Source organism: Myxococcus sp. AB056 (genome assembly GCF_006547365.1).
In the GTDB taxonomy this organism is placed as follows: domain Bacteria; phylum Myxococcota; class Myxococcia; order Myxococcales; family Myxococcaceae; genus Myxococcus; species Myxococcus virescens.
Window position 1 is genome coordinate 1 of sequence record NZ_VHLB01000047.1, and the last position, 22,794, is coordinate 22,794.

At 68.9% G+C, this 22,794-nt stretch carries 21 protein-coding genes and 5 tRNA genes; 10 read left to right on the forward strand and 16 right to left on the reverse strand.

All coding sequences use genetic code 11. The features are described from left to right. From FMP39_RS20755 to FMP39_RS20800, 10 genes are all read right to left on the reverse strand, one after another. On the reverse strand, nucleotides 1-139 hold a 139-nt coding region (locus tag FMP39_RS20755), incomplete at its 3' end, for a GTP-binding protein (RefSeq protein WP_228556459.1). Nucleotides 140-158: 19 nt separating this feature from the next. Then, nucleotides 159-234 (reverse strand) — tRNA-Thr (locus FMP39_RS20760). Between the two features lie 25 nt (nucleotides 235-259). Further along, nucleotides 260-335, reverse strand: a tRNA-Gly gene (locus FMP39_RS20765). A 10-nt stretch (nucleotides 336-345) separates the two neighbouring features. Then, nucleotides 346-429: transfer RNA gene (locus FMP39_RS20770), tRNA-Tyr, on the reverse strand. Between the two features lie 56 nt (nucleotides 430-485). Further along, nucleotides 486-558: transfer RNA gene (locus FMP39_RS20775), tRNA-Thr, on the reverse strand. A 132-nt stretch (nucleotides 559-690) separates the two neighbouring features. Beyond that, nucleotides 691-1,536 (reverse strand): 23S rRNA (guanosine(2251)-2'-O)-methyltransferase RlmB, encoded by an 846-nt coding sequence (gene rlmB / locus FMP39_RS20780; RefSeq protein WP_141592056.1) that lies wholly within the window; start codon nucleotides 1,534-1,536, stop codon nucleotides 691-693. Nucleotides 1,537-1,542: 6 nt separating this feature from the next. Continuing rightward, on the reverse strand, nucleotides 1,543-1,992 hold the full coding sequence (locus FMP39_RS20785; protein ID WP_228558183.1) for a hypothetical protein: 450 nt from the start codon (nucleotides 1,990-1,992) through the stop codon (nucleotides 1,543-1,545). 62 nt (nucleotides 1,993-2,054) lie between these two features. Next, the gene (locus tag FMP39_RS20790; protein WP_141592058.1) at nucleotides 2,055-3,056 is read right to left on the reverse strand and encodes a RimK family alpha-L-glutamate ligase; all 1,002 of its coding nucleotides are present in this window, start codon (nucleotides 3,054-3,056) and stop codon (nucleotides 2,055-2,057) included. Nucleotides 3,057-3,137: 81 nt separating this feature from the next. Beyond that, nucleotides 3,138-4,391, reverse strand: coding sequence for an adventurous gliding motility lipoprotein CglB (gene cglB, locus FMP39_RS20795; RefSeq protein ID WP_141592059.1), 1,254 nt, complete (start codon nucleotides 4,389-4,391; stop codon nucleotides 3,138-3,140). A gap of 219 nt (nucleotides 4,392-4,610) precedes the next feature. Beyond that, entirely contained in the window at nucleotides 4,611-5,003 is a 393-nt protein-coding gene (locus tag FMP39_RS20800; protein WP_141592060.1) for a DsrE family protein, read from the reverse strand. A gap of 209 nt (nucleotides 5,004-5,212) precedes the next feature. On the opposite strand from FMP39_RS20800, the gene FMP39_RS20805 reads away from it, so the two are divergent. From FMP39_RS20805 to hrpB, 4 genes are all read left to right on the forward strand, one after another. Next, nucleotides 5,213-5,746: a HEAT repeat domain-containing protein gene (locus FMP39_RS20805; RefSeq protein ID WP_228558184.1), complete on the forward strand. Its 534-nt coding sequence runs from the start codon at nucleotides 5,213-5,215 to the stop codon at nucleotides 5,744-5,746. 53 nt (nucleotides 5,747-5,799) lie between these two features. Then, nucleotides 5,800-6,504, forward strand: coding sequence for an HAD family hydrolase (locus FMP39_RS20810; RefSeq protein ID WP_141592062.1), 705 nt, complete (start codon nucleotides 5,800-5,802; stop codon nucleotides 6,502-6,504). A 72-nt stretch (nucleotides 6,505-6,576) separates the two neighbouring features. Beyond that, nucleotides 6,577-7,980 carry a hypothetical protein gene (locus tag FMP39_RS20815; protein WP_228558185.1) on the forward strand — a complete coding sequence of 468 codons (1,404 nt, stop codon included), beginning with the start codon at nucleotides 6,577-6,579 and terminating at the stop codon, nucleotides 7,978-7,980. A gap of 13 nt (nucleotides 7,981-7,993) precedes the next feature. Beyond that, complete coding sequence (gene hrpB, locus FMP39_RS20820) at nucleotides 7,994-10,558, forward strand: ATP-dependent helicase HrpB (protein WP_141592064.1); 2,565 nt, start codon at nucleotides 7,994-7,996, stop codon at nucleotides 10,556-10,558. Between the two features lie 7 nt (nucleotides 10,559-10,565). Here hrpB and FMP39_RS20825 read toward each other — a convergent pair whose 3' ends face one another. Further along, nucleotides 10,566-11,042, reverse strand: a complete 477-nt coding sequence (locus FMP39_RS20825) for a GNAT family N-acetyltransferase (RefSeq protein ID WP_090492980.1) — start codon at nucleotides 11,040-11,042, stop codon at nucleotides 10,566-10,568. Nucleotides 11,043-11,190: 148 nt separating this feature from the next. Here FMP39_RS20825 and FMP39_RS20830 point away from each other — a divergent pair, with 148 nt between their 5' ends. Together FMP39_RS20830 and FMP39_RS20835 are read left to right on the forward strand one after the other, a co-directional pair. Then, nucleotides 11,191-12,240, forward strand: a complete 1,050-nt coding sequence (locus FMP39_RS20830) for a hypothetical protein (protein WP_194858496.1) — start codon at nucleotides 11,191-11,193, stop codon at nucleotides 12,238-12,240. A gap of 131 nt (nucleotides 12,241-12,371) precedes the next feature. Beyond that, complete coding sequence (locus FMP39_RS20835) at nucleotides 12,372-13,163, forward strand: hypothetical protein (protein WP_141592066.1); 792 nt, start codon at nucleotides 12,372-12,374, stop codon at nucleotides 13,161-13,163. A 72-nt stretch (nucleotides 13,164-13,235) separates the two neighbouring features. Here FMP39_RS20835 and fdxA read toward each other — a convergent pair whose 3' ends face one another. The 4 genes from fdxA to FMP39_RS20855 all read right to left on the reverse strand — a co-directional run bounded on the left by fdxA (nucleotide 13,236) and on the right by FMP39_RS20855 (nucleotide 16,476). Beyond that, a complete protein-coding gene (gene fdxA / locus FMP39_RS20840) occupies nucleotides 13,236-13,571 on the reverse strand; it encodes a ferredoxin FdxA (RefSeq protein ID WP_011553106.1) in 336 nt (111 codons plus the stop codon). A 111-nt stretch (nucleotides 13,572-13,682) separates the two neighbouring features. Then, nucleotides 13,683-14,771 (reverse strand): aspartate-semialdehyde dehydrogenase, encoded by a 1,089-nt coding sequence (asd, locus tag FMP39_RS20845; RefSeq protein ID WP_090492973.1) that lies wholly within the window; start codon nucleotides 14,769-14,771, stop codon nucleotides 13,683-13,685. Between the two features lie 81 nt (nucleotides 14,772-14,852). After that, nucleotides 14,853-15,206: a rhodanese-like domain-containing protein gene (locus tag FMP39_RS20850; protein WP_194858500.1), complete on the reverse strand. Its 354-nt coding sequence runs from the start codon at nucleotides 15,204-15,206 to the stop codon at nucleotides 14,853-14,855. A gap of 118 nt (nucleotides 15,207-15,324) precedes the next feature. Then, nucleotides 15,325-16,476, reverse strand: a complete 1,152-nt coding sequence (locus FMP39_RS20855; protein ID WP_141592068.1) for an acyl-CoA dehydrogenase family protein — start codon at nucleotides 16,474-16,476, stop codon at nucleotides 15,325-15,327. 158 nt (nucleotides 16,477-16,634) lie between these two features. On the opposite strand from FMP39_RS20855, the gene FMP39_RS20860 reads away from it, so the two are divergent. Then, nucleotides 16,635-16,706, forward strand: a tRNA-Cys gene (locus tag FMP39_RS20860). A gap of 72 nt (nucleotides 16,707-16,778) precedes the next feature. On the opposite strand, the gene FMP39_RS20865 is transcribed toward FMP39_RS20860, so the two are convergent. Further along, nucleotides 16,779-18,458: a nitrous oxide reductase family maturation protein NosD gene (locus FMP39_RS20865; protein WP_141592069.1), complete on the reverse strand. Its 1,680-nt coding sequence runs from the start codon at nucleotides 18,456-18,458 to the stop codon at nucleotides 16,779-16,781. A gap of 85 nt (nucleotides 18,459-18,543) precedes the next feature. Here FMP39_RS20865 and FMP39_RS20870 point away from each other — a divergent pair, with 85 nt between their 5' ends. The 3 genes from FMP39_RS20870 (at nucleotide 18,544) to FMP39_RS20880 (ending at nucleotide 22,772) form a co-directional block, all read left to right on the forward strand. Further along, nucleotides 18,544-20,460 (forward strand): SpoIID/LytB domain-containing protein, encoded by a 1,917-nt coding sequence (locus FMP39_RS20870; protein WP_141592070.1) that lies wholly within the window; start codon nucleotides 18,544-18,546, stop codon nucleotides 20,458-20,460. Nucleotides 20,461-20,579: 119 nt separating this feature from the next. Continuing rightward, nucleotides 20,580-21,827, forward strand: a complete 1,248-nt coding sequence (locus FMP39_RS20875) for an energy transducer TonB (protein WP_141592071.1) — start codon at nucleotides 20,580-20,582, stop codon at nucleotides 21,825-21,827. 27 nt (nucleotides 21,828-21,854) lie between these two features. Next, nucleotides 21,855-22,772: a cation diffusion facilitator family transporter gene (locus FMP39_RS20880; protein WP_141592072.1), complete on the forward strand. Its 918-nt coding sequence runs from the start codon at nucleotides 21,855-21,857 to the stop codon at nucleotides 22,770-22,772. The last annotated feature ends 22 nt before the right edge of the window (nucleotides 22,773-22,794 follow it).

Here is a 22,794-nt window from a genome sequence, read left to right on the forward strand (position 1 = left end):
ACGCCAGGAACGTGGCGCCGCCCGTCTTCGCCAGCACCTTGGTGATGGCGGCCGTCAGCGACGTCTTGCCGTGGTCCACGTGTCCGATCGTGCCGATGTTCACGTGGGGCTTGTTACGCTCGAACTTCTCCTTGGCCATGACACTCCTCAAAAATAAATGGAGCCCTGAACCAGGATTGAACTGGTGACCTCATCCTTACCAAGGATGCGCTCTGCCAACTGAGCTATCAGGGCTTGGCGATGCTGTGACTACAACATTTGGAGCGGGAAATGGGATTCGAACCCACGACATTCAGCTTGGAAGGCTGACGCTCTACCAACTGAGCTATTCCCGCAATTGCCGAGTGGAGGGAGATGGATTCGAACCATCGAAGGCGTAGAGCCGGCAGATTTACAGTCTGCTCCCTTTGGCCGCTTGGGTATCCCTCCAGATATTCACTTGTCCTACCACATCCCGGGCCCTCATCCGCGGCCCCGTCCAACCTGGCCGGCGGCGGGATTTGAACCCGCGACCTACTGATTACAAATCAGTTGCTCTACCAGCTGAGCTACACCGGCACTCATCCGGTACTGCGACTGCCGCCCTACCCCGCCCCAGCGACTCCGTCAACCACCCGTCACCGCCCTGAGAGGGGCGCCCTTCTAGAATTCCCGTTCGCCCAAGTCAAGGAGATTGATCCCAAACTTCAGCTACCGGCCAGAGACGGTGCCCCGCTGGCGGGCGACCTCGTATAGCAGAATGCCGGCCGAAACGGATGCATTCAATGAACCGATCTGACCCGCCATCGGAATCCGGAGGCGGAAGTCGCAGTGCTTGAGCACCCCGTCCCGGACGCCTGCCCCCTCCGCCCCCACGACGAGCGCCAACGGCCCATCCAGCCGGGCGCTCCACATGGGCTCCTTGGCGTCCACGTCCGCCGCGGCGACCCACAGGCCGGCTTCCTTCAGTTCCTCCAGGGCCCGGGAGATGTTCACCACCCGCGCGATGCGGCTGTGCTCCACGGCCCCGGCGGACGCCTTGGCCACGGTGCCCGTCACCTGCACCGCCCGGTCCTTGGCAATCACCACGCCGTGGGCCCCCAGCGCATCCGCGGAGCGGATGATGGCTCCCAGGTTGTGCGGGTCCTGGATTCCGTCCAGCACGACCACCAGGGGAGGCTGTCCCAGTGCCTTCGCGGCCTCCAGGAGGTCCTCCAGCTCCGCGTACTTGAAGCCGCGCAGTTCGACCACCACGCCCTGGTGAACGCCGCCCTCCGCCAGGGTGCCCAGGCGCTCGCGCGTCACCTTCTCCACGCGAATGCCGAACTCGCGAGCCCGGCTGAGCAGCTCTCCCGCCGCTCGGGCGCCAAGCTGCCCCTCCACCAGGAACAAGCGCTCCACCTCGTCCGGCCGAGCCCGAAGGGCCGCCAGGACGGGATTCACCCCGTAGACGAAACGGGAGGCTTCGCCGCCTCCGCGCTCGCTCCGGCTGGCGCGCTGGGGGGATTCTTCGCTCCCGCGCTCACCGCGGCCGCCCTTGGAAGAACGCTCACGCATGGACACTCAGAGGACCTCGACGGGAAGGGAGAAGGTCTTCTGCTGACGTGCGCAGATCTTCTCCGTGCAGATGAAGAAGACGAGCTTCGCGTCCACGGAGCCCTTGCCCGCGGCGGCCGTCGTGAAGGGGACCTCGAAGCGAGGGTCCGCGAAGGCTTGCCCCTCGGCCTTTTTCGCCACGGAGTCCGCCAGGGCCAGCTTCTCCTTGGCCGGAGTCAACTGGCTCCCCTTCACCTCAAGCTTCAATGGCGCCTCGTCGGAGACATGGGCACCCGCCTTCGTCTTGATGGCGAGGACGAAGGTCCCCTTCTCTCCCGCCTTGACCTGGGTCGAGGTCCCCTCGGTGGAGACCTCATACAGCGAGGCCGGATCCACATCCGCGGCCAGTACGGGCGCGGAGCAGGTCACTGCCGCCAGCAGGGCGGCGAGGGAGGAAAGGCGTTGGCGACGAAGCATGGGCGTCTCCTGGAAACGATGGGTGCGTATCACGCTTGAGACAGCTGGGGCCGTCTTTCTCTTCACGCGCCGCCTTCGCCGGTCCGAGCGCGGCGTCCCGTGCCCTTCCGGTCCACGGGGAGCTGGGCAGGCTCAGATGACGCGGGCAGGGCCGACGGAGGCGACAGGTCCGGCATGGACACGGGCGGCTCTCCCGCCACGAGCGCTTCCGCGCGGATGATGATGAGCGAGGCCAGGTCCACGCCCGTCACCGCCTCCATTTCAGGAAGCGCGGGGGAACTGTTCACCTCGAAGACCTTGGGTTGGCCCTGCACGTCGAGCAGATCCACCGCCGCCACTTCGAGCCCGATGAGCCGGGTGGCCTTCTCCGCGGTGGCTCGCTGGGCGGGTGACAGCTCGTGCGCCTCCAGCCGGGCCCCCTTGATGAGGGTGTGCGCCAGGCGCCCCGGGCGCGGGCGGCGACGAACCGCGGCCACTGCGTGCCCCCCCACGACGAGCACACGGACGTCGATGCCCGTGCTCTTCACGTACTCCTGCATCACGAGATTGTGCCCCAGCCCCAGGACGGCCTCGAGCGCGGCCTCCAACGACTGGAGGCTCTCGCACACCATGACGCCGTGCTTCTCCTGCCCCTGCAGCAGTTTGACGAGGACGGGCACGCCGCCCAGCAAGCCCACCATCTCCTTGAGGTGAGCCGCGTCGCGCGCCATCACCGTCGACGGAATATCAATGCCGTGCGCCGAGAGCAGCTGCAGCGAGCGCATCTTGTTGCGCGACTGCGCGATGGCCTGCGCGTGGTTGACGAGCGAGACCCGCGCCAGGCCGAACTGATTCACCACGGCCAGGCCATAGTTACTGATGGACTGGGCGATGCGGGGGAGGACGACGTCCGTGGGCGCCAGCTTCTTGCGGCCGTAGTAGAGCGTGGCGCTGCGCCCATCGAGGTGCATCTGCACGCGGAGTGGGTTGAGTACCCGCACCCGGTGCCCTCTTGCGCGCGCCACCTCGACAAGTCGCCGAGTGGACGGGATGGAAGCGGAGCGCGAGAGGATCGTGGCTTTCATGAGCGGGGCGGCCGTTCCGGGGAGATAGGGACCTATAATCCCCGCCCCTCGCCGGGTAAAGCCGCCCCGCGAACCGCTGGACTAGCGCTGACGGATGGCCCGCACTTCAATCTTCACGGGCAACTCCGGGGTGGAGTTCAGGATGCGCTCGCAGATCTGTCCCGTGAAGAGCACGCCGCGGTCCTCCAGCGTCCACGTGCTGTCGCTCGAGGGGGTCCGCTCCCCTTCCACGTAGACCACGAGCAGCTTGGGGTCAGTCGGGCGCTGGGGACCATCCAGCGGAATCAGGCAAGGCTCCTCGTCGACGAGCGCCCGACTGATCTCCTCCAGCGCGCTAGCAAGTTCAGCCTGATTCCCGGCCTGGAAGAAGGAGCGGTTGCACAGACCCGTGGTCGGGTTGCACGTGTCGCCCTCGCCACACGGGCGCTCCGCGCTACACGTCCGCTTGAAACCGCCCGCCCGAGCCATCGCCTCCAGCACCGCTGGGCCCTCGCCCGACGCGGTCTCAGCACCGAAGCCAATCACAATGGTCGAGATCTCCTTCTCCTTCAGCGCCTGCACCGCAGCGACGGAGGCATCGGAGTCCAAGCACCCACGCTTATCGTAAGCGCCGTAACAGCCGTTGTTATCGATGGTGCACTTACAGAGGTCGGGGTTGGCGCCGGTGTTGGCGTTATTCGCGTTGCAGTTCGGAAGACCGTCCGTCAGCAGGATGACGAAGTTTTCCCGGTCTGGATCCTGAAGCCCAGGCAGCCCACCCACGAAATTCAGGCTGCCGCTCGTCGGCGTACCACCGAGCGGCCGCCCCTCACCGCTATTAGGGATGCCCTGAAGGAGGTCGTTGATTTCACTGGCATGCGCGAGAAGGGACGCATCGTCCTCCTGATCTGGCAGTCCTTTCAACAGCGCGTTCTGGGTTGCTTCACGGCACGCGTCGACAACCGCGGTTCCTCCGCGCGTCTCCGGGTAGGTCGTCAGCGCGAAGCGCACGAACTGCCCACTGGACTCAAGAAACGGAGGAACGGCTGCCTGCAGATCCGTCCAGCGCGTGGGGCAGACGTCGACATTACACGGCAACTCGCGGCCACAAAGCCGCCGGGAGCCCTCGTAGTCCACCATGCAGGCAGGGTTCGAAGGGTCCACGGGGTCCGTCATGGACGCCGAGGTGTCCACCAACAGCATGATGTTGGGCTTGCTCCGACGGGCGTTGATGACCTCCTCAACCGTCGTCTGCGCGATGGCCAGCGGCTCCACCGGCTCGAAGTCGTACGTCTGACAGGCCAGGACGATGGCGCCGACGGAGAGTGCACTCAGGAGGGGCAGCTTGGAGCGCATAGGCAATGAATTCCTTCTGCTACTGGGGGACACGGGACTTCCCGCGCGGCCGGGTTCTCCAAAGGGGGTACGGCGTGGCGACAGGTTATCGCGTCATTCCCGTCGGGCGCTACAGCATCGGCCGACTGATTCCTCGCCGTTTGGATGCCACTGCGACGTTACAGCCAGAGCGATACCTGGGCGGCCAAGAGCGGCGTACGTAGGGCCCAAGCCCACCGACTACAGGGTGAGCACCCGTGCACCCGCGGTCAGTCGCCAAATCGAGGCCATCCCCATCACTTCATCCAGGGTGCCCGCCAGCGCCTCCGGTTCGTAGCCGCAGATGCGGACTGTGGTGTCGCAGGCGATCAGTCTGGCGCCCAGCGTGCGCGCTTCCGCCAGCATGTGCGGCGGCGCCAACACCCCGAGTGACTCCGCGCGTGCGAACTCCTCGTGCTCGCGCGCACTCGACGGCTGGCCGTAGGCGCCCCCCACGAGCTGGCGCAGCGCATCGAAGGCGAAGACGAAGTACACCTCGTCGCCCATGGCAGCGGCGGTGATTCCCATGGTGGCGGCCTGGAAGGCCGGCTCGTACGTGGCGTGCTGAAGAAAGAAGAGGACCCGTCCGGCCATGACGCGCCGACCATAACGGCCTTCGCATCCCGTCGCGGCACCAATGACGTATAAATTGGAAACGTCCCTCTTCTGTCCGGGAAGCCCTCATGGCGACCACCCTCCCCCCACGTCCTGGCGCCGTTTCCTCGCGGTCCCTCCGCCATCTCGCCTGGCGCCCCGTGGTGCTCGGAGGCTTCTTGCTCGCGGGATCCGGAGGACTGGCCCGTATGAGTGCTTCCGCCAGTTCGGAGCCTGCCCTCGTCACCAGCGCGCCTTCGCCTGGCGCCGACGTCCATGCCCAGGTGGTCGCACTTCTCGATGCGACGACGCGGACTGGCACCCCATCAGATGACGCATGGAAGCGCCTGGGGCCGGGAGCGGCGCCTGTCCTGTCGGCGCTCGTCGTGGACAAGGGCACCCCTACCGCGCGGCGGACGCTCGCCGTGTCCTCCCTGGCGCTGGTGGATCCATCAGGCGGCGCGGTGACCATCCGCGACGTGCTCGAGGATGCGAAGGCCCCGGCTGTGGTGCGTGCGAGCGCAGCGGACGCCCTGCGCCAGTGCCTGGGGCTGGACGCCATCCCCACGCTCATCTCCCGGCTGCAGGACCCGGAATCACAGGTCCGGGAAGCCGTGGCCGTGGCGCTCGGGCGCCTGGGCGGGCAGCAGGCCCGGCAAGCGCTGGAGGACCGACTCCCCATAGAAGAGCGCGCCCTCGTCCGCGAGGCACTCCAGCGTGGACTCACGCTCGTCGAGCCCTGAGGGGACACGGTCCACCTGACTCCGGGCTCGCGTCGGCCCGGGGCTTCCATTAGATGGGAGCCATGCGTCCCACCGTCCTCCTCTTTGATATCGATGGAACCCTGGTCACCACTGGCGGCGCGGGGCGCCGCTCCATGGAAGCCGCTTTCGAGAAGCTGCACGGGCGGCGGGACGCGTGCGACTCGTTCCCCATGTCCGGCATGACCGACCGGGCCATCGTCCGCAAGGCGATGCACATCATCGGCGTGGAGGACTCGGCCGCGGCCATCGACGCGGTCATCGACGCCTACGTCGCCCACCTCGCCGAAGAGGTCCACAAGGTGGATGACCAGCGATACCTCGTCTTCCCGGGCATGCGCGAGGCCGTGAAGGAGGCCCGGTCGCGGTCCGGGTTCGCCGTGGGACTGGGCACGGGCAACGTCCGTGAGGGCGCCCGCGTGAAGCTGGAGCGCGTGAACATCTACGACCAGTTCGACTTCGGCGGCTTCGGCTGCGACAACGAGGACCGCACCGAACTGATTCGCTGCGGCGCCAAGGCCGGCGCCGCGAAGCTGGGCGTCCCCGTGGAGGAATGCCGGGTCGTCGTCATCGGCGATACGCCCAAGGACGTCCATGCGGCCCAGGGCGTCGGCGCCGAGTGCATCGGCGTGGGGACTGGGACCTTCTCCGTGCAGGCCCTCCTCGACGCAGGGGCCACGGTCGCCTTTCCTGACTTCTCGCATCCCCAGGCCCTGGAGATTCTGCTCGGCGGGCGCTGAGTCCCCTGCCCGTCCGCTCGGTGCTCGGCGCCGGGTGTGCTATCTCCCGCCGCCCTTCCGAGGAGCCGCCGCATGTCGTCCACGCTCGAATCGTATGAGCTCATCCGCTTCGCCGAAGCCTTCGAGGCCCGCCTCGCCACGGCGGGGGAAATGCTCACCGGCAGGCCCGGCCTCGACGCCGAAAAGGGCTGGCTGACCACCGCGCTGGAGCTGGTGCGCACCGCGCGCGCGCCCACCGAGGGCGTGCTCGACCGCGTGAAGGACCTCCCCGAGCTGGAAGAGGCTCGCGAGGAGTATGCGTTCCACCAGCAGGGCCTGTGGGTGGACGTGCTGGAGAAGCTGCACGCCGGCATCACCTTCACCGCCAGCAGCCGCGCGCCCGTCATCGAAGCCCTCTTCCCCCACCTGAAGTTCCCGCAACTTCGGCGAGCCCCCCGGGAAGCCGTCCTCGAGTACGCGACGTCCTACGAGCGGCGCACGAAGAGCGCTTATGTGACGCGCATCTTCGCCCGGGATGACTTCGCGCTCGTGCGGCCCGTCATGGAGCAGGTGCTGACCGCCCATACCGCGTGGCGCTCCAGCCATGAGCCGTCGCCCCTGACGCTGGAGCAGGAGACCCTCCTTCGTGAGGAACTGGTGTCGCTCGGCCGGAAGCTCGAGCAGTCCCTTCGACAGGCGCGACTGCTGGCCGAAGCCGCGCTCGTGCCCGCCCCCACCGTCTACGAGGCCGCCGGGCTGAACCTCAAGCCCAAGCGCCGCGCGGGCCGGGGGCTGACGCTCTCCGACGACGCGCTGGCTGGCTTCGATGAGCCGACCGACTCCATGGAGCCCACCGAGGCGGAACTCGCCGAGGTCGCCGCACTGGATGCAGGGGGCGACATCGCAAGCCCTGCTTCCGTGGCACCTTCGGCCGCTCGCGGTGACACGGCGGCGGAGGGTGGCGACTCGTCCGCCAGCGCAGCCAGCCCAGAGGTGCTCCAGGACGCTGGCGCAGAGCGCTCGGACAACGGTGGCGACTCGGGCCCGGTGGGTGGCGCCGAACTGAAGGACGAGGGCTTGCCCACTACGACAGAGACCGGCGTGGCCTCCGCGAGCGCTGCTTCTGAGTCGCACGATGGCGCTGTCGCCCAGCCGGAAGCAGCTGCCGAGGGCGCGGAACTCGCGGAAAAGGCCGCCGTGGACACTGCGGCACAGGCCAACAGGGGCGATGCGTCCCCTCATGCCTCGGATGGAGCGGTGACGAACGACAGCCGGCCCGCGAATGCCGACGAGGCCGCCGCGCAAGCCCGTAACGAGGCATCCCCTACCGCGCCACGCGGCGCGCGACGGGGACGCAAGAAGGCCGATGCAGCGGAGCCTGCCGCGACCGAGGCCACCGAACCTCCGGCCTCGGGTGAGGCACAGGCGCCTCGCATCCGGAAGAAGAAGGCTTCCTCTCAGTCCGCCCCACCGACTTCCGACGCGGACACGCCTTAAAGGACACCGGGCCATGGCGGACGTCGCGCTTCCCATCGATCCCCTGTTGCCGGACATCGTCTCCACGCTGCGTGGCGCGCGGTCGCTCGTCCTGGAAGCGCCTCCTGGCGCGGGAAAGACGACGCGCGTGCCTCGCGCGCTCCTGGAGGCCGGGCTCGGCCAGGGGAAGGAAATCATCGTCCTCCAGCCACGCCGGCTTCCCACGCGGCTCGCCGCACAGCGCGTGTCCGAGGAGCTGGGCGAGCGCGTGGGCGAGCGCGTGGGCTACCAGGTCCGCTTCGAGGACGTACGGAGCGCGAAGACGCGACTGTCCTTCGTCACCGAAGGCGTCCTCGGCCGCCGGTTGCTCTCCGACCCGAAGCTTCGCGACGTGGGCATCGTCGTGCTCGACGAGTTCCACGAGCGGCACCTGTCCGCGGACATCTCCCTCGCCCTGCTGCGGCGCCTCCAGGAGACGGCGCGCCCCGACCTCAAGGTCGTCGTCATGTCCGCGACGCTGGAGGCGGAGCCCATCCGGGCGTACCTCGGCGGGTGTCCCTCGCTCCGCTCCGAGGGCCGGCGCTTCGACGTGAGTGTGGAGTACCTGCCCGCGCCCGATGACCGACACCTGGACCAGCAGGTGCTCTCCGGCATCAAGCGGCTCTTCACCCAGGGCGTGGATGGCGACGTGCTCGTCTTCCTCCCCGGCGCCGGCGAAATCCGCCGCGCACGCGACGCATGCGCCGAGTTCGCCGAACGCCACGGCACCGACGTGCTCCCCCTCCACGGCGACCTGTCCCCCGCCGAGCAGGACCGCGCCGTGCGGCGCAGCTCGCGGCGGAAGATCATCCTCTCCACCAACGTCGCGGAGACGTCCGTCACCATCGACGGCGTGGCGGTGGTCATCGACTCCGGGCTCGCGCGCGTCGCCTCCCACTCCCCCTGGTCTGGCCTGCCCACCCTCAAGCTGTCCAAGGTCAGCCGCGCCTCCGCCATCCAGCGCGCGGGCCGCGCGGGCCGTACGCGCGCGGGCCACTGCCTGCGCCTCTACACCCAGCACGACTTCGACGGCCGCCCGGAGCAGGACGCCCCGGAGATTCGCCGCACGGACCTGGCCGAAACCGTCCTCTCCCTGCGCGCGTCCGGCATCACCGACCTGGCCGCCTTCCCCTTCTTCGAGCCGCCCCCGGCCGCGTCCCTGGACGCCGCGGAGACGCTGCTCCGCCGACTGGGCGCGGTCGACTCCACCGGCACCGTCACGGAGGTGGGCGAACGGCTCCTGCGATTCCCCGTCCACCCCCGTCAGGCGCGCATCATCGTCGAGGGTGAGCGCCGGGGCGTGGGGGCCGAAGCCGCCGTGCTGGCCGCCCTCATGGGCGAACGCGACATCCGCCGCGAGGCCCGCACCAACCTGGGCCAGGGAGGACGTCCGGCCGCCGTCGTCAGCGGGCCGTCCGACCTGCTGGAGCTGTTCGAGCGCTTCCGCGAAGCCGAACGCGCGAACTTCGCGTCGGGCCGCATGCACTCCCTCTCCCTGGAGGCCGGCTCCGTGCAGTCCGTGGACCGGGTCCAGAAGCAGCTGCGGCGCGCGGTGCGTGGACAGGGCACCCGGCCCCAACGGCCCGAGGACGTGGAGCAAGCGCTGATGCTCAGCGTGCTCGCCGGCTACCCCGACCGCGTTGCCCGACGGCGCCGGCCCCGTGCGCCCGAGCTGCTGATGTTCGGAGGAGGGTCGGCCACGCTGTCAGACGTGAGCGTGGTCCAGGACGCCGACCTCATGGTGGCCGCCGACGCCGAAGAACGCCCTGGCAAGGGCGCCGTGGTGCGGCTCGCCAGCGCCGTGGAGCCGGAATGGCTGCTCGACCTCTACCCGGACACGCTGGAGGAGGTGGACACCCTCCAGTGGAACGCCGAGGCCCGGCGTGTGGAGCGGCTCACCCGCCTGTCCTACGGCAACCTCGTCCTGGAGGAGACCCGCACGCCCGCGCCCGCCTCGGAGGCCACCGCGCGCGTGCTCGTGGAAGCCGCGCTGGCCGCGGGGCCTGGCAAGTTCGCGGACCCGGAGGCCCTGGAGCAGTGGCGCACCCGCGTGGCCCTGCTGGCCGGGGCCTTTCCCGAGGCGAAGTTCCCCACCGTCGACGACACCTTCCTGCGCGATGCGCTGGCGTCGCTCTGCTCGGACGCGCGCAGCTTCAAGGACCTGGAAGGGGTGTCCCTGCTGGATGCGCTCTACGCACGTCTCACTTCCGAGCAGCAGCGGCTGCTGGCCACGCATGCGCCGGAACGGGTGACGCTGCCCGGAGGCCGCGGCGTCAAGGTCCACTACGAGCCGGGCAAGCCGCCCTGGGTCGAGTCGCGACTCCAGGACTTCTTCGGCATGGCGCAGGGGCCCAGCGTCTGCGCCGGGCGCGTCCCGCTGGTGCTGCACCTGCTGGCGCCGAACATGCGCGCGGTCCAGGTGACGACCGACCTCGCGGGTTTCTGGGAGCGGCACTACCCCGCCATCCGCAAGGAGCTGTGCCGCAAGTACCCCCGGCACTCGTGGCCCGAGGATCCGCGGCATGCCCAGCCGCCTGCCCCCCGGCCACCGCGCCGTTGAGGCCACCTCAGAAGCGCTTGTGCATCTCCAGGTGCTCCATGCCGGCTTCCTCGAAGACGCCGCCCACCGGCAGGTAGCCGTGCTTCTTGTAGAACTCCAGCGCGTAGAGCTGGGCGTGCAGCATGATGCCGTTGACGCCACGCCGACGCGCCTCTTCCTCGAGCGACGTCAGCAACATGGAGCCCACGCGCGCCTTGCGGTGCGCCTGGAGGACGGCCATGCGGCCAATCTGCCCCCACGTGCCTTCCTGGTTGGCCGGAGGCTGCGCCAACATCACCAGACGCCCCGTGCCGATGGCGTGGCCGCCCTGGTTGGCGATGACGTGGTAGGCGTGCGCATCCTCGGCGTCGCGCTCGATGCCTTCGGGAACCGCCTGTTCCTCGATGAACACCACCTCGCGGATGGCGAGCGCCTGCATGAGCTCCGCCTCACTCTGAATCTGAGTGATGGTGACGGGCGCGGAAGTATCCGTGGGAGAGGCCATGTCGCGGGCAAGGTACACAAAAGCCCGCGAGGTCAACAGGCGGAAAAAGCACCGTGGAACGCCGGGGTTGCACCCTGTGGCCCGCCCGCCTGCCGCTACGGTCGGGCCACACGGTGGGTCCGTGCGCCGTGGTAGGCTGCAAGGCGCCATGCGCTTCAACCGACTGCTCGCACTCGCCCTGGCCCTGTCGGCCATGCCCGCCACCGCCCAGCCAGAGCTGTTCTTCGGCAATGGTCAGGCCCCCGTCTTCCGCGAGGAAGACCTGGACAAGCGCTTTGCCCGGTCGAAGCTGAACCAGGGGCTCAAGCAGGGGACCCAGGATGCCGGCTGCGCCCAGGTGCTCGGGGCCATGCTGACGCTGATGGGTGAAACCGGTGTGCTGCTGCACAAGCGTGATGAGAACTTCATGCTGGACCCGGTGCTGGTCAACGCCCTCAACACCCAGCTCGTCAACCAGCGGTTTCCTGGCAACGCCTTCCTCGTCGCCATGGTGCGGCGCGTGCTCATCGACCGGAAACTGCCCCAAGAGTGGCTGGTGACGGCGCAAGCCCTGGCGCCCTACTACCCCGCCATCGACATGGGGCGGCTTCGCTTCCTCGCCAATGGCGTGCAGCCCCTGGACAGCTTCCTGGTCACCCTGCCCGCCCTGCGCGAGCGCTACGCCCAGGAAGTCCAGCGTGCCACGTCCGTGGGCGCGTCCACCGCCGAGGCCCTCTTCCGCGAGAACTACCTGGACCACGAGGTCGCCTTCGGCGCGCTGGAGCTGGTGGACGTCAAGCTCGAGAAGCCGAAGAAGAAGCGCCTGAAGAAGGACGAGGAGCCAGAGGCCCCCTACATGCTGGCCCGGCTCTTGTGGGTCGAGCCCGAGGCGCCGACAACGGAGCGCTTCGAGTTCAACTTCGGCAAGGCGCCCAAGCGCCCGCGCGTGGAGATCACCGCGAAGCTGCAGGACACGCAGTACACGGACCTCAACAAGCTGCTCAAGGGCTCCCGCGTCCTCGTGCGGGGCCGCTTCTGGGAGTACAAGAAGGGCCTGACGTCCATCGAGCTGCGCGACGCGCTGATTTTCCCCGAGCGGGACTGGACGAAGACGCCCTCCCTGGCGGACCCGGCCGCCGTGGCCGCGTGCCCCCTGGCCGTCAACGACCTGACTGGACTTGCGCCGATTCAGCCCGGCGCCTTCGGTAAGAACCGCTGAGTCGCATCCCACGCCTGGACGCCCGTCCACCCCGCGGTACCGCTTTCCAGGGGGCGGGCTGAAGCGATTATCGATGCAGGGGCTGGCACGCCCCCTGCTCTGCTCCCCGCGCCCACCGCACGAGGGATGCCATGAAGGTCGACAGTCGCGAGCCCACCAGCGGCTCCGGACAGACGAAGTCATCCGCCGACGGAGAGCGCTTCAAGAAGGCGCTCGACGAAGCGGACGCCCGCAGCACTCCACCCAGGCCCCAACGCTTGGGACTGAGCCCCCGAAGCGCCGCGCGCACGGGCCCCACGCCCACCCTGCTGGCCCGGGCCGCGGGGCCCGTGCTCACCGCCCAGCGCGGCGCTGTCTCCAGCCCCGAGAGCCTGGGACTCAAACGGCAGGCGATGCATGTCGAAGTCCAGCGGCTGGGCACCGTCCGGAGCGAGTCCCAGGCCCTGGGCCAGGAGCGCACCGAACACCGGCTCCACGACCTCATCGCCCGCGAGCTGTCGAAGGACCTGCGCCCCGCCCTTCCAGTCCAACCCGAAGCACGGCCGGCTCCCGGGCCACCGCCTCCGGATGAGAAGAGGCCTCTTCAGGAGCCGATGGGCTCGGAGAGCGCCACGGCGGTGACGGCGAGCGCGGGAGGCGCCGCACACGCCCCGGCCGAGGAAGTGAACCCCGCCGCACGCGCCGAGGCCGCGATGGCGCTCATCGAGCGCATCGAGGTGTTCGTGAAGTCCCAGCGGCCCGCGCTCAGCATGAGCCTGCGCGGGCACCTGGACGCCACGGTAGAGGTCGAACGCACGGGCCCGCGCGAAGTGTCGCTGCGCATCCAGGGCCGGCACCGCCCTGTGGCGGCCGAGGACCTGAGCCGTCTGCGCGACGCGCTGGAATCGCGCGGGTTGAAGCTGAGCTCCCTGCGCGCGGAGTAGTCCCCCCGCAACAGAGAAGGCCCTCTCGCCGTCGGGCGAAAGGGCCTTCCGGGACACGCGACGGTCCGTGGACTACGAGCCCGGCGCCGGATCCAGCAGGGAGCGCTTGCCGTCCTTCGACTTGAACTCCTCGGCCTCGGGCAGCGCGGACTTCTTCTCCGCGATGTTGGGCCACTTGGTGGACAGGTCGGCGTTCAGCGCCTTGTATTCCTTCCACTGCTCCGGGAGCTCCGTCTCCGGGAAGATGGCCTTGGTGGGGCACACCGGCTCGCAAGCACCGCAGTCGATACACTCATCCGGGTGGATGACCAGGAAGTTGGCACCCTCGTAGAAGCAGTTGACTGGGCACACCTCGACACAGTCGGTGTACTTGCACTTGATGCAAGGGTCGGCAACGACGTAGGCCATTGAAAAGTCTCCTCTCGGTTGAAACCAGGCGCGTCCGTGGGCGCGCAGAGTAGTGGTTCGAGCTGACGATGGCACCCTGAATCTGTGCCACCCCTTCGCCGGTAGCGGGGCTCAGCCCACCAAGCCCTGGGCCAACAGCAGCTCGGCCACGAGGATGGCGCCTCGCGCGGCTCCCATCTTGGTGTTGTGCGACACCAGCACGTACTTGAAGCCGTTCTCCAGGACGCCATCCTCGCGGATGCGTCCGACGGTGGTGGCCATACCGCCATGCGTGTCCCGGTCCAAACGGGGCTGGGGTCGGAAGGGATCGTCCAGCACCTCAATCCAGCGCGGTGCGGCGGACGGCAGGTTCCGAGCCAGCTCGGCGCCCTTCCACTCCCGCAGGGCCTGGGTCACTTCAGCCACAGTCGCCTTCTTGTCCAATGAGACGAAGACGGACTCGGTGTGGCCCTCCATCACCGCCACGCGGGTGCAGGTGCAGGACACCCGAACGTCATGCGGCGTGAGGCCGTCACCCGCTGGACGCAGCGCGCCGAGAATCTTCTTCGTCTCCACCTCGACCTTGTGCTCCTCCTTGGGAATGTAGGGGATGACGTTGTCGAGGATGTCCATGCCGATGACGCCCGGCGAGCGGCCAGCGCCGGACATGGCCTGGAGGCTGGTCATCAGCACCGCCTTCACCCCGAAGCGCTCCACCAGCGGCGCCAGCGTCACCGCCAGGCCGGTGGTGGTGCAGTTGGGGATGGGGACGATGAAGCCCTTCCAGCCACGCCGGCGCTGCTGCTCCCGGATGAGGGGCGCATGCGCGGCGTTGACGGGGGGAATCAGCAACGGGACGTCTTCTTCGTATCGGAACGCGCTGGCGGCGGAGAAGACCGGGATGTCCTTCGCCAGCCGAGGCTCCAGCTCGCGAGCCACGTCCGCCTCCACGGCGGAGAAGACCAGGTCGTAGTCCTTGGCCTCGAGCGCGTCACCGGCCACCACCTTCATGCCGGCGAGCTCGGCGGGCAGCGGCTCCGGGACGAACCAGGCCGTCATGCCACTCGCCGTTTTCAGCGCCTCCGCATACGTCTTGCCCGCCGAGCGAGGCGAGGCCGCGAGCCCCGTCAGCTCGATGGAGGGGTGATTCTTCAGGGCGGCGATGAATTGCTGTCCGGCGAGTCCAGTGGCACCGATGAGGGCCGCGCGAAGCCTGGCCATGGGGGCGTTTCTCCAGTCTCCAGAGGAGGATGTCGCCGCTCCATAACACCGTTTGACGACGCACCGCACCCACCCTGGTGCTCAGTGGGGAAGCGCGGCGACGGGCGCCCGGGAGTGCCGCTCCGTGGGGAAGCCACCTGTGACCCATGCGAGCAGTCCACCGTCGAGACAGACGGCCTCGCGGCCCTTCATCCGGAGCAGCCGGCAGACACGGCGCGTGTCCCTTCCGTCCGGCGAGCAGCCACACAAGACGATGAGTTCGTCATCCGGGAGCATGTGGTGGTCGCGGGCGATTTCCGCGGACGTCATCCGCAAGGCGCCTGGGATGTGCAGGTCGTAACGCTCCCAATCGGCAGCGTCGCGACAGTCGAGGACGAGCACTTCGTCGTCCCCCAGACGCATGTAAAGCTCGGCACAGACGATGATGGGCTCCACGGTGACCTCCGCGGGGTCTCTTCGAGTAACCCGGAGCACCAAGGGCCTCTTCCCACGCCGCTCCCCCGCCTGCCCTCCACGTGACAGGCGGGGCGCCGTGCCGCACCGCGCCCCCGCCCTACAGGCCGAGCTGCTTGGCGATGATTTCGTTCATCACCTCACTGGTGCCACCGCCGATGGGCCCCAGCCGCGCGTCACGCCAGTGGCGCTGGATGTCGTACTCCATCATGTAGCCCGCGCCGCCATGGAGCTGGAGACACTCATCCGCCACGCGGCAGCACGTCTCGGTGGCCACCTTCTTCGCCATGGACGTCTGCGCCACCGCCCACTCGCCGGCCACGTGCAGGCGCAGCGCGTGGTAGGTGAGCTGACGCGCCGACTCGCGCGCGGTGAAGAGCTCCGCCAGCTTGTGGCGCACCACCTGGAACTGGTGGAGCGACTGGCCGAAGGCACGCCGTGACTGCACGTGCGCCAGCACCGTCTCCAGCATGTCCTCCATGGCGCCCACCGCGCCCAACGCGAGCGACAGGCGCTCCCACTGAAAGTTGCCCATGATCTGCGCGAAGCCCTGCCCTTCCACACCGAGCAGGTTCTCCGCGGGCACGCAGCAGTCCTCGAAGAACAGCTCCGCGGTGTCCGAGGCGCGCCAGCCGAGCTTGTCCAGCTTGCGCCCCACGGAGAAGCCCGGCGTGCCCTTCTCCACCACCACCATGGACAGGCCCTTGTGACCCGCGGACGCATCCGTCTTCACCGCCAGCACCACGAAGTCCGCGCGCACGCCGTTGGTGATGTACGTCTTGGAGCCGTTGAGGACGTAGCTGTCGCCCTCGCGCCGGGCGGTGGTGCGCAGCCCCGCCACGTCCGAGCCCGCGTCCGGTTCGGTGATACCCAGCGCACCAATCTTCTCGCCCCGGATGGCGGGGGCCAGCCAGCGGTGCTTCTGCGCGTCCGTGCCGAACTGATGGAGGGGCCCCGTGGAGATGGTGAACTGCGCCCCCAGCCCCGCGGACACACCGCCCGAGCCACAGCGCCCCAGCTCCTCCAGCAACACCGCCTCATACAGCTCCCCCGCGGCCGAGCCCCCGTACTCCACCGGATACTTCAGGCCGAGGAAGCCCAGCTCGCCAAAGCGGGTGAAGAGCTCCCGGGGGAACTCCTCCCGGGCCTCCCACTCCTTCACGAAGGGACGAATCTCCTTCTCCACCACCGCGCGTACCGTGCGACGAAACGCGTCATGCTCCTCCAGGTACAGCCCTTGGCCGTGAAGCATCTTCCGAACACCTCGTCCTGTCGGGTGTCCGTGCACACGCACACCCGGGGTGGAACCTTCTGGTACCGGCATGGTAACGGGACGCATGCACCGCAGGCAGCTGTTGCATCCTTGACCGCGCGGTGGCGGGCTGCGTATAAAGCCGACCCCATCCTCTCGGCGCCATAGCCAAGTGGTAAGGCAAAGGTCTGCAAAACCTTCATTCCCCGGTTCGAATCCGGGTGGCGCCTCAAAGACACAAGGCCCGGTGCGGAAGTCACTCCGCATCGGGCCTTGTCCTTTTCAGGGGCTGAGTGGACGGGTCAGCAGCCGAGCTCCACCGCGCCGATGTCCGGCCCCCCACCGCAGAACGGGATGCCGATGTCGGCGCCCGAGTCCAGCGCCATGGGCCCCGGCGCGAACGCCGCCCCGAGGTCCGCCGAGCCGAGGCGTGAGGTGGTGTCTCCCGAGGTGGACTGGTAGGCCGTGAGGTCCACGGGCTTGCCGTCCTTCTTGAACTGGGCGCCCGCTGGGAAGAGGTTGTTGCCCATTTTCATCCCCGGGGCCATCGGGCCCATGCTCACCGCGATGGGGGCTTCCGCGAAGATGTTGTTCTGCACCACCGGGGCCTGGGTGGGGCCGCCGGTGCCATGGCCGATGATGAGCGCCGTGGCCGCGCGGGTGACGGTGTTGTTCACCACCCGGGTGCCCTTCGAGTTCTCCAGGCGGATGCCCGTGCCCTCCCCGCCCCCGGCCTCGGTCATGTCGTACACGCGATTGCGGCGGATGACGACGCCGGTGGGCATGGCGCCGTCACGGGTGCCGCCCACCGCGATGCCCTTCGCGCCGTCGTAGATTTCGTTGTCCTCCACCAGCACGTTGCTCGCGGAGTAGTGGATGACGACGACATCCCCCCGCGCCGTGGAGGTCGGGAGGAAGTGGTGCATCCGGTTGTTGCGGATGGTCACCCCGTAGCACGTCTTGATGTCCACGGCGTTCTCGCGGTTGCCGTAGAAGTGGTTGTTCTCCACCAGCAGGTTCTCCGCGGGCGGCAGGTTGCTGAAGCCCTCGGGCCCCAGGCACTGCACGGAGTCACCGGAGTTGTCGTGGATGTCGTTGTTGCGCACGGTGACGTCGCGCGACGTGGGCTGCACCACGACGCCGTGCGAGTCCTCGTTGTCGGTGGTCTTCACGAAGTCGTGGATGTGGTTGTTCTCGATGATGGGCCCGGTGGCGTTGTTGAACGTCGTCACCGCGCCGCCGCCCGTGCCGCCGTGCAGGTCCGAGTTGACGAGCATCGAGCCCGTCACGTCGCCCTCGAACGTCACGGCGAAGGGCGTCTGGCCCTCCATATCGATTTCGAAACCGTCGATGATCCAATGCGGCTGGCGCACCTGAACCAGTCCGTGTTCACCGGGGCCCAGGACGATGCGCGGGTTGCCCTCGCCCTGGAGCGTGATTTTCGCGTCGGCCGTGCCCGGCTTCGCGTTGTCACCGATGATGACGCGCTCCGCGTAGGTGCCGGGCAGGACTCGGATGAGCTCACCCGGGCTGGCCAGGCCAATGGCCTTGTTGAGCGTGCGCAGCGGCTGCGCGGCGCTGCCGTCCCCGGCGTCGTTGCCCGACGTGCTCACCACCCACTCACGGGTGTAGACGGGCGCCTCCGCGGCGACGGCCATCGCCGTGGCGTTGACGACCGGCTGGGGCGAAGGGTCCTCGATGTTCACGTGGTCCGTGTGGTCCGGCAGCGCGGCCACCGGAGTCCCCGCCACCGCCTGCACCCCGACGGGCGGACGCGTGGCGAAGGTTCGAGTGGGCGTGGGCGACTGCGCCGGCCCAGGCGCGGGCGTGGGCACGGGGCGAGGGGCCAGACTCTGAACGGGCACAGGCGTCCCTCCACTGTCGGAGCCCGAGCAGGCCACCGAGCTCAGCAGGAGCATGCTCGTCGCCAGGAACGTCAGCTTCAGGCAGTTGCCGTGTCGGATTTTCATGAGCAGGGGCAACGCCGGAAGCCCTGTGCGCTATTCATCCCCTCAAGTCCCGACACGTACCAGCCAGCCTGCCCGGCGGGCGCACGACGAACGGTCCGTGACAGCGTGGAGGTGCGACAGTACGGTGTCGCCCCCCGTGCGCCACGCCGTCACACAGCTTCTCGCCGCCGTCCTGCTCTCCGCCTGCGTGGCCTCGAAACCCGCGGCTGACAGTCCCCGTGCATCCGCGACCGGGCCGGCCGTCGTGTCATCGTCCGAGGCCACATCAGGCCCACAGGACAGCGAAGCGGGCGCGACCGGCACGGACGCATCGGCGCCTGGACCGGAGACCTTGGACACGCCCGGAGCGTCGTCTGGCGCGACCGGCAGCGAACCTGCTACCGCGCCCGACGGCCACGAGGCACCGTCACCGGGCACGGAGCCGCCGCCGCTAGAGGACCCGCTGGCGCAGGGGATTCCCACGCCGGGAGACCTCAAGCGCCTGGACTTCCGTGGGGGTGAGCCTCGCGTCCCCGTGCGCCTGATGGAGGGCCGGAACGAGGTCACCTTCTCTCCGCGAGGCCGGATGCGCCTGCGCTTCGGAGGGCCCGACGAGAAGATGCTCGACGCCGCAGCGGGCACGCGCTGGACGGTCCGGGTGACGCAGGGGAGCCCGGCGGTGCTGTCCGCGCGCGTGCAACTGGCTGAGTTCCGCATGGCCGACCGCGCGGGACTCCAGGCGGCGCTGGCGTCATGGCGTGAGAAGGGGCTCGCGGTCCGGGCCCAGGTCCTGGGCTCCGTCTACGGCATCGCCGGCAAGGTCATCGACAACCGGCGCACCCTGCTGCTGGTGGACGAGGTCCTCACGCCCGAGGCCGCCGGCCTCAAGCAGGCAGAGCTGCTGCGCAGCCACGGCGTCCAGACGACGCTCTTTGAAGAGGTGCGCACGCCCTCCAAGGCCATCCTGGAGGTGCGCGACGAGGCGGGCGTCGTCGTGGGCATGGCCCAGGACCGGCTGGACGCGGAGACGCCCGACGGCGCGGGCTTCGACGTGCGCCAGGTCGAATACGGCGTGGGCTACGACTTCCACGGCTTCGAGGACCGCACCTTCCGGGGCGCGCTCCAGCTCGTCGTGGACCGTTCGGGCCAACTGGCGGTAGTGAACGTCGTTCCCTTGGAGGACCTGCTCAAGGGCCTGGTCCCCGCGGAAATCTTCGCCCGCGCCCACTCGGAGGCGCTCAAGGCCCAGGCCGTCACCGCGCGCGGCGAGGTGCTGGCGAAGGTGGGCATCAAGCACCTGGCGGACCCCTACCTCCTGTGCTCGGAGCAACACTGCGCCGTCTACCGGGGTCGCACCGGTGAGGCCGCCAGCACCACCGCCGCCGTGGAGGCCACCCGGGGCGAGGGCCTCTTCAGCGAGGACGGCCGCCTGGTGGACTCCGTCTACAGCGCCGTCTGCGGCGGCCACACCGAGGACAACGACGTGGTGTGGGGCGGGCCTCCGGACCCCAGCCTGCGTGGCCGCCCGGACGTCATCGGCCCCGTGGGCGCCCATCCCCTGCCCGCCAGCCTGGAGCGCTGGCTGACGACCGCCAACCTCCCGGCGGCCTGCCGGCTGTCCAGCTTCGCGCAGCCCAGCAAGTTCCGGTGGGAGAAGCGCTTCACGGCCGAGCAGGTGGACACCCGCCTGAAGCGCCTGGGCGTGGGGCGCGTCCAGGCCCTGGCGCTGACGGACCGGGGCGTCTCCGGCCGCGCGGCCGTACTGACCGTGTCCGGCGACAAGGGGGCCACCCAGGTGCGCGGCGAGCTCAACATCCGCCGCCTGTTCGGCATGCTCAACAGCAGCATGGCGGTGGTGGAGGCCGAACGGGACGCCGGGGGCCGGCTCACCGGCTGGCTTTTCCGTGGCGGGGGCTGGGGGCACGGCGTAGGAATGTGCCAGACGGGCGCCATTGGCCGGGCGGAGGCCGGGCAGCGCTACCAGGACATCCTCCGTCACTACTTCAACGGTGCCGAGGTGGCCCCCATCTATTGAGGCTGGGAGGGGTTATCCTTCAAACCCGTGCGCGGCCCGCGAATCGACCTGACCTTTCACCTGTTCAGCCGCGAACGCGACGGGACTAGTCCGCCCGTTCGGAGGTTTATCATCCCGCCGTGAGCACGGGTTCTCCAACAAGCTGGCGCCGCCGGAGGCGGCAGGGGTCGTCCGCGGGGCGTTTCGCCGCGGCGATTGCGCTCGCGCTGCTCCTCCATGCCGTCTACGTGGGAACCCTGCTGCTGACGAGTTCGTTCCAGGGCGACGGGAAGGCACGCAAGCCAGTGACGCGGCCCACCTCCGTGGCCGTGCGTCCGCTCACCGCCGACCAATGGGCGCAGAACCGCGGCAAGGCCTCCCCCCAGACGAAGTCCCAGGCGTCGGAGCGTCCCAAGGCCCAGGACAAGAAGCCGGAGGAGAAGAAGCCCGACGAGACGCCCAAGGGGCAGGTGGTGGACGTCGCGCCCGGCAACGACGAGGTGGACCCGAACGCGAAGTACCTCGCGGAGAGCAACAACCGCGTGGACAAGGAGACGCGCGCTCGGGAGCAGACGCCCTTCTACCGGAACGCCATGCCCCAGCGGACGGCGCCGCAGAATCAAGAAGGCCAGAATACGGACGCGCAGACGCCGCCGCGCACGGCCGGAAACAACGGCATGGGCAACGACGACCGGCCCGTGTCCCTGGGTGGCCAGAAGCCCGCCTTCGAGATTCCGGACGCCCGAAAGAAGAACGAGGTGGCGATGAAGACGGACCCGACGTCGCCGGGTCCGGGCATGACGGTGAACAACCAGAACGAGAGCGACGAGGTGGTGGGCAACTCCAAGCGCCTCAACATCCAGCCCGGCACCGGCGGAGAGGAAGCCGGCTCCACGGGCCGCGCGGGCGCGCCGGGGCTGGCATCGCTGACGCCGTCGCGCGCCGTCATGGACAAGGTCCTGGGCGCCGCGCCCAACGACCACCTGCAGGACGCCGAGGAAGGCGATGGCACCCTCCTCAACACGCGTGAGTGGAAGTACGCCAGCTTCTTCAACCGCGTGAAGCAGAGCGTGGGCATGCACTGGAACCCCAACGAGCAGCTGCGCCGGAGAGACCCCACCGGCGGCATCTACACGGGGAGGGACCGGTACACGCTGCTGCAAATCACGCTCGACGAGCGCGGCCAGGTGACGGACATCCAGGTGGAGAAGAGCAGCGGGCTCGACTTCCTCGACTTCGAGGCAGTGTCGTCCTTCAAACGCGCGCAGCCCTTCCCCAACCCGCCGCCCGGCCTGCTGTCGGACGACGCCAAGGTGAAGTTCCAGTTCGGCTTCTTCATGGAGATGGGCGGCGGCCCGAAGATGCGGCTGTTCCGCCAGCCCAACTGAGCGCGCACTGAAGTACCGTGCGGCCCCGTGGAAGCAACGACGCTCACCGACAGAAACCTCGCGCAGCAGGAGCGGAACCGGAAGGTCCGCAGGGTGCTGCTGGGCATCCTCGTGGCCAACTGGGTGGTGGCCAGCGCCAAGCTGATCTTCGGAATGCTCAGCCAGTCCGCGGCGGTGACTGCGGACGGGCTGCACTCGTTCATCGACGGCGGCTCCAACGTGCTGGGGCTGGTAGCCATGGGCGTGGCGTCACGCCCGGCGGACGAGGACCACCCCTACGGCCACGGCAAGTTCGAGGCGCTCGCGTCGCTGGGCATTGGCGCGATGATTGGCGTGGGCATGCTGGAGCTGGGGCGCATGGCGCTCGACTCCGTGCTCAACGACAAGCACCCGCAGGTGACGGGCACCATGGCGGCCGTCATGGCCTTCACCCTGGTGGTGAACATGGTGGTGACGCGGGTGGAGCGGTACTACGGGCGCAAGTACAAGAGCTCCCTGCTGCTCGCGGACGCGAGCCACACGATGTCCGACGTCTACGTCACCCTCGCGGTGCTGAGCTCCCTGCTGCTGGTGTGGCTGGGCTACCCGCGCGCCGATGGGCTGATTGCGCTGGCCGTGATGGTGTTCGTGGCCTGGGTGGCCTACGGCATCGTCCGGCAAGCGGTGGGCATCCTCTCCGACACGGCGCGCCTGGACCCAGACGAGGTGAAGCGGCACACGCTGGCAGTGCCGGGCGTGCGCTCTTGCCGCGACGTGCGCAGCCGCGGCATGGAGGAGAGCGTCTACGTGGACCTCAAAATCGAGGTGGACCCGCAGCTCACCACCGCGCAGGCCCATGAGGTGGCGGACCGGGTGGAGCGCACGCTTCAAGGCGCCTATCCCCAGGTGGTGGACGTGGTGGTCCACGTGGAGCCGGACCGCGCCGCGCTGGCCACGCCCGCGTAAAGACGAAGGCCGCCTCCCCGAC

What these genes read in the sequence shown, in the direction of transcription:
- rlmB (WP_141592056.1), bottom strand. Translation starts at nt 1,536, where the DNA reads ATGCGTGAGCGTTCTTCCAAGGGCGGCCGCGGTGAGCGCGGGAGCGAA.
- FMP39_RS20785 (WP_228558183.1), bottom strand. Translation starts at nt 1,992, where the DNA reads ATGCTTCGTCGCCAACGCCTTTCCTCCCTCGCCGCCCTGCTGGCGGCA.
- FMP39_RS20790 (WP_141592058.1), bottom strand. Translation starts at nt 3,056, where the DNA reads ATGAAAGCCACGATCCTCTCGCGCTCCGCTTCCATCCCGTCCACTCGG.
- cglB (WP_141592059.1), bottom strand. Translation starts at nt 4,391, where the DNA reads ATGCGCTCCAAGCTGCCCCTCCTGAGTGCACTCTCCGTCGGCGCCATC.
- FMP39_RS20800 (WP_141592060.1), bottom strand. Translation starts at nt 5,003, where the DNA reads ATGGCCGGACGGGTCCTCTTCTTTCTTCAGCACGCCACGTACGAGCCG.
- FMP39_RS20805 (WP_228558184.1), top strand. Translation starts at nt 5,213, where the DNA reads ATGAGTGCTTCCGCCAGTTCGGAGCCTGCCCTCGTCACCAGCGCGCCT.
- FMP39_RS20810 (WP_141592062.1), top strand. Translation starts at nt 5,800, where the DNA reads ATGGGAGCCATGCGTCCCACCGTCCTCCTCTTTGATATCGATGGAACC.
- FMP39_RS20815 (WP_228558185.1), top strand. Translation starts at nt 6,577, where the DNA reads ATGTCGTCCACGCTCGAATCGTATGAGCTCATCCGCTTCGCCGAAGCC.
- hrpB (WP_141592064.1), top strand. Translation starts at nt 7,994, where the DNA reads ATGGCGGACGTCGCGCTTCCCATCGATCCCCTGTTGCCGGACATCGTC.
- FMP39_RS20825 (WP_090492980.1), bottom strand. Translation starts at nt 11,042, where the DNA reads ATGGCCTCTCCCACGGATACTTCCGCGCCCGTCACCATCACTCAGATT.
- FMP39_RS20830 (WP_194858496.1), top strand. Translation starts at nt 11,191, where the DNA reads ATGCGCTTCAACCGACTGCTCGCACTCGCCCTGGCCCTGTCGGCCATG.
- FMP39_RS20835 (WP_141592066.1), top strand. Translation starts at nt 12,372, where the DNA reads ATGAAGGTCGACAGTCGCGAGCCCACCAGCGGCTCCGGACAGACGAAG.
- fdxA (WP_011553106.1), bottom strand. Translation starts at nt 13,571, where the DNA reads ATGGCCTACGTCGTTGCCGACCCTTGCATCAAGTGCAAGTACACCGAC.
- asd (WP_090492973.1), bottom strand. Translation starts at nt 14,771, where the DNA reads ATGGCCAGGCTTCGCGCGGCCCTCATCGGTGCCACTGGACTCGCCGGA.
- FMP39_RS20855 (WP_141592068.1), bottom strand. Translation starts at nt 16,476, where the DNA reads ATGCTTCACGGCCAAGGGCTGTACCTGGAGGAGCATGACGCGTTTCGT.